The organism is Acinetobacter sp. EKM10A, from assembly GCF_011075215.1.
In the GTDB taxonomy this organism is placed as follows: Bacteria; Pseudomonadota; Gammaproteobacteria; order Pseudomonadales; family Moraxellaceae; genus Acinetobacter; species Acinetobacter baumannii.
The window spans coordinates 1-5,270 of the sequence record NZ_JAALLK010000034.1 but is presented as its reverse complement, the minus strand read 5'-3'; the positions used below and the strand labels follow the sequence as shown (position 1 = coordinate 5,270).

The window sequence follows — 5,270 nt, the reverse complement described above, 5'->3', positions numbered from 1 at the left end:
GAATAATGAGCTGGCGATGACTTACTCTCACATGGGTAATCCCACACTACCATCAGCGCTAAGAGGTTTCACTTCTGAGTTCGGGAAGGGATCAGGTGGTTCACTCTTGCTATGGTCGCCAGCACAACTGTTTATGGATACTTGCTTGGGTCTTATTTGATGCCGAAGCGTTTTCCAAATCTGTAACAGACTGGGCTGAATTGAATCTTACTTTATCTGTTCATTTTAGCTAGAGGTATAACTAAATCAAGTTGTCTTGCATATTTAAGAATCGATTGATGCTTCATATACAACTGCTTGGGTGTTGTATAGTCAAGCCTCACGAGCAATTAGTATTGGTCAGCTTCACATATCACTATGCTTCCACATCCAACCTATCAACGTCCTAGTCTCGAACGGCTCTTTAGAGGACATAAAGTCCTAGGGAAATCTTATCTTGAGGTAGGCTTCCCGCTTAGATGCTTTCAGCGGTTATCCCTTCCGAACATAGCTACCCGGCGATGCGACTGGCGTCACAACCGGTACACCAGAGGTTCGTCCACTCTGGTCCTCTCGTACTAGGAGCAGATCCTCTCAAATTTCCAGCGCCCACGGTAGATAGGGACCGAACTGTCTCACGACGTTCTAAACCCAGCTCGCGTACCTCTTTAAATGGCGAACAGCCATACCCTTGGGACCTGCTTCAGCCCCAGGATGAGATGAGCCGACATCGAGGTGCCAAACACCGCCGTCGATATGAACTCTTGGGCGGTATCAGCCTGTTATCCCCAGAGTACCTTTTATCCGTTGAGCGATGGCCCTTCCATACAGAACCACCGGATCACTAAGACCTACTTTCGTACCTGCTCGACTTGTGGGTCTCGCAGTTAAGCGCGCTTTTGCCTTTATACTCTACGCGTGATTTCCGACCACGCTGAGCGCACCTTCGTACTCCTCCGTTACTCTTTAGGAGGAGACCGCCCCAGTCAAACTACCCACCAGACACGGTCCTCGTCCCGGATCACGGGACAGAGTTAGAACCTCAACATTACCAGGGTGGTATTTCAAGGACGGCTCCACTGGAACTAGCGTTCCAGCTTCAAAGCCTCCCACCTATCCTACACAAGTAAGGTCAAAGTTCAGTGTCAAGCTGCAGTAAAGGTTCACGGGGTCTTTCCGTCTAGCCGCGGGTACACTGCATCTTCACAGCGATTTCGATTTCACTGAGCCTCTGCTGGAGACAGCGCCGCCATCATTATGCCATTCGTGCAGGTCGGAACTTACCCGACAAGGAATTTCGCTACCTTAGGACCGTTATAGTTACGGCCGCCGTTTACTGGGGCTTCGATCAAGAGCTTCGCTTACGCTAACCCCATCAATTAACCTTCCAGCACCGGGCAGGCATCACACCCTATACGTCCACTTTCGTGTTTGCAGAGTGCTATGTTTTTAATAAACAGTTGCAGCGGCCTGGTTTCTGCGGCTGTCGTCAGCTCAGGAAGCGAGTTCCATCACCAACAACAGCGTACCTTCTCCCGAAGTTACGGTACCATTTTGCCTAGTTCCTTCAGCAGAGTTCTCTCAAGCGCCTTGGTCTACTCGACCTGACCACCTGTGTCGGTTTCGGGTACGATTCCTGTGTAACTGAAGCTTAGAGACTTTTCCTGGAAGCATGGCATCAACCACTTCGCTGTACAAGTACAGCTTGCTATCAGATCTCAGCATAGAGTACCCCGGATTTGCCTAAGATACATGCCTACATCCTTTCACCTGGACAACCAACGCCAGGCTGATTTAGCCTTCTCCGTCCTCTCATCGCATTACACAGAAGTAATGGAATATTAACCATTTTCCCATCGACTACGCCTTTCGGCCTCGCCTTAGGGGTCGACTCACCCAGCCCCGATTAACGTTGGACTGGAACCCTTGGTCTTTCGGCGAACGGGTTTTTCACCCGTTTTGTCGTTACTCACGTCAGCATTCGCACTTCTGATACCTCCAGCATGCTTCTCAACACACCTTCATCGGCTTACAGAACGCTCCCCTACCACGTATACAAAGTATACATCCGCAGCTTCGGCACATAGTTTTAGCCCCGTTACATCTTCCGCGCAGGCCGACTCGACTAGTGAGCTATTACGCTTTCTTTAAAGGGTGGCTGCTTCTAAGCCAACCTCCTAGCTGTCTATGCCTTCCCACATCGTTTCCCACTTAACTATGATTTTGGGGCCTTAGCTGGCGGTCTGGATTGTTTTCCTCTTGACTACGGACGTTAGCACCCGCAGTCTGTCTCCCGGATAGTACTCATAGGTATTCGGAGTTTGCATCGGTTTGGTAAGTCGGGATGACCCCCTAGCCGAAACAGTGCTCTACCCCCTATGGTATTCGTCCGAGGCGCTACCTAAATAGCTTTCGGGGAGAACCAGCTATCACCAGGCTTGATTAGCCTTTCACCCCTATCCACAAGTCATCCCCTGGCTTTTCAACGACAGTGGGTTCGGTCCTCCAGTTAGTGTTACCCAACCTTCAACCTGCTCATGGATAGATCGCCTGGTTTCGGGTCTATACCCAGCAACTAAACGCCCTATTAAGACTCGATTTCTCTACGGCTCCCCTATACGGTTAACCTCGCTACTGAATATAAGTCGCTGACCCATTATACAAAAGGTACGCAGTCACACCACGAAGGTGCTCCCACTGCTTGTATGCATGCGGTTTCAGGATCTATTTCACTCCCCTCACAGGGGTTCTTTTCGCCTTTCCCTCACGGTACTGGTTCACTATCGGTCAGTCAGGAGTATTTAGCCTTGGAGGATGGTCCCCCCATATTCAGACAAGGTTTCACGTGCCTCGCCCTACTCGTCATCATTATGTGTGCCCTTTCGTGTACGGGAATATCACCCTCTACGTTCGCACTTCCCAGAGCGTTCCACTAAAACACACATAACTTAATGGGCTGATCCCCGTTCGCTCGCCGCTACTGAGGGAATCTCAATTGATTTCTTTTCCTAAGGGTACTGAGATGTTTCACTTCCCCTCGTTCGCCTTGCAACACTATGTATTCATGTTGCAATACCTACCTTAAAGTAGGTGGGTTCCCCCATTCAGACATCTCCGGATCAAAGGATATTTGCCGCCTCCCCGGAGCTTTTCGCAGGCTATCACGTCTTTCATCGCCTCTGACTGCCAAGGCATCCACCACATGCACTTAATTACTTGACTATACAACCCCAAACAGTCGATGTTACCTACAAGTTAGTAACTTCAACATTTCAGTTTAGAGCACTGTGCACTTAAGCACCGTACAGCTTCAATCTAAATTCACATACCAAAACGCTTGATTCAGTTAATTTGCTAGTTCTCAATTCATCTAGATTAATCGCTTAACCTAAACTCTTGAGTGAACAATTTATTTCAGACTCAATTTTGCCAATCTGTTAATGAGTTAATGTGTCTTCGTCAGATCACACTAATTACCGTGATAATGAAATCACAGAAGTTAATAAACCAAGATCTCAATCTTTATTTACTAATTTCTGTAATCCGAACTTATCTTAAGTTCTGGTGGAGACTAGGAGAGTCGAACTCCTGACCTCCTGCGTGCAAAGCAGGCGCTCTACCAACTAAGCTAAGTCCCCAGCTTACATCATCAATCATGTATCTTTTATCTATAACTTCAACCAGTCAAAGTCATGGTGGGTCTGACAAGACTTGAACTTGTGACCCCACGCTTATCAAGCGTGTGCTCTAACCAACTGAGCTACAGACCCTCAGATACATCTATGAAGAACAACTTGTTGTGGATTCTTACCAATCGTCAATCTTTCGTTAAGGAGGTGATCCAGCCGCAGGTTCCCCTACGGCTACCTTGTTACGACTTCACCCCAGTCATCGGCCACACCGTGGTAACCGCCCTCTTTGCAGTTAGGCTAGCTACTTCTGGTGCAACAAACTCCCATGGTGTGACGGGCGGTGTGTACAAGGCCCGGGAACGTATTCACCGCGGCATTCTGATCCGCGATTACTAGCGATTCCGACTTCATGGAGTCGAGTTGCAGACTCCAATCCGGACTACGATCGGCTTTTTGAGATTAGCATCACATCGCTGTGTAGCAACCCTTTGTACCGACCATTGTAGCACGTGTGTAGCCCTGGCCGTAAGGGCCATGATGACTTGACGTCGTCCCCGCCTTCCTCCAGTTTGTCACTGGCAGTATCCTTAAAGTTCCCATCCGAAATGCTGGCAAGTAAGGAAAAGGGTTGCGCTCGTTGCGGGACTTAACCCAACATCTCACGACACGAGCTGACGACAGCCATGCAGCACCTGTATCTAGATTCCCGAAGGCACCAATCCATCTCTGGAAAGTTTCTAGTATGTCAAGGCCAGGTAAGGTTCTTCGCGTTGCATCGAATTAAACCACATGCTCCACCGCTTGTGCGGGCCCCCGTCAATTCATTTGAGTTTTAGTCTTGCGACCGTACTCCCCAGGCGGTCTACTTATCGCGTTAGCTGCGCCACTAAAGCCTCAAAGGCCCCAACGGCTAGTAGACATCGTTTACGGCATGGACTACCAGGGTATCTAATCCTGTTTGCTCCCCATGCTTTCGTACCTCAGCGTCAGTATTAGGCCAGATGGCTGCCTTCGCCATCGGTATTCCTCCAGATCTCTACGCATTTCACCGCTACACCTGGAATTCTACCATCCTCTCCCATACTCTAGCTCACCAGTATCGAATGCAATTCCCAAGTTAAGCTCGGGGATTTCACATCCGACTTAATAAGCCGCCTACGCACGCTTTACGCCCAGTAAATCCGATTAACGCTCGCACCCTCTGTATTACCGCGGCTGCTGGCACAGAGTTAGCCGGTGCTTATTCTGCGAGTAACGTCCACTATCTCTAGGTATTAACTAAAGTAGCCTCCTCCTCGCTTAAAGTGCTTTACAACCATAAGGCCTTCTTCACACACGCGGCATGGCTGGATCAGGGTTCCCCCCATTGTCCAATATTCCCCACTGCTGCCTCCCGTAGGAGTCTGGGCCGTGTCTCAGTCCCAGTGTGGCGGATCATCCTCTCAGACCCGCTACAGATCGTCGCCTTGGTAGGCCTTTACCCCACCAACTAGCTAATCCGACTTAGGCTCATCTATTAGCGCAAGGTCCGAAGATCCCCTGCTTTCTCCCGTAGGACGTATGCGGTATTAGCATCCCTTTCGAGATGTTGTCCCCCACTAATAGGCAGATTCCTAAGCATTACTCACCCGTCCGCCGCTAGGTCCGGTAGCAAGCTAC

General features: G+C 49.5%; 2 tRNA genes and 3 rRNA genes. All 5 read right to left on the bottom strand.

Going from position 1 to position 5,270, the window contains the following annotated elements:
- Positions 1-8 precede the first annotated feature (8 nt).
- Positions 9-123 (bottom strand): 5S ribosomal RNA (rrf, locus tag G9371_RS18885).
- Between the two features lie 185 nt (positions 124-308).
- Positions 309-3,201: ribosomal RNA gene (locus G9371_RS18880) — 23S ribosomal RNA — on the bottom strand.
- Positions 3,202-3,541: 340 nt separating this feature from the next.
- Positions 3,542-3,617 (bottom strand) — tRNA-Ala (locus G9371_RS18875).
- Positions 3,618-3,672: 55 nt separating this feature from the next.
- Positions 3,673-3,749, bottom strand: a tRNA-Ile gene (locus G9371_RS18870).
- A gap of 59 nt (positions 3,750-3,808) precedes the next feature.
- Positions 3,809-5,270 (bottom strand): 16S ribosomal RNA (locus tag G9371_RS18865); the annotation flags it as partial.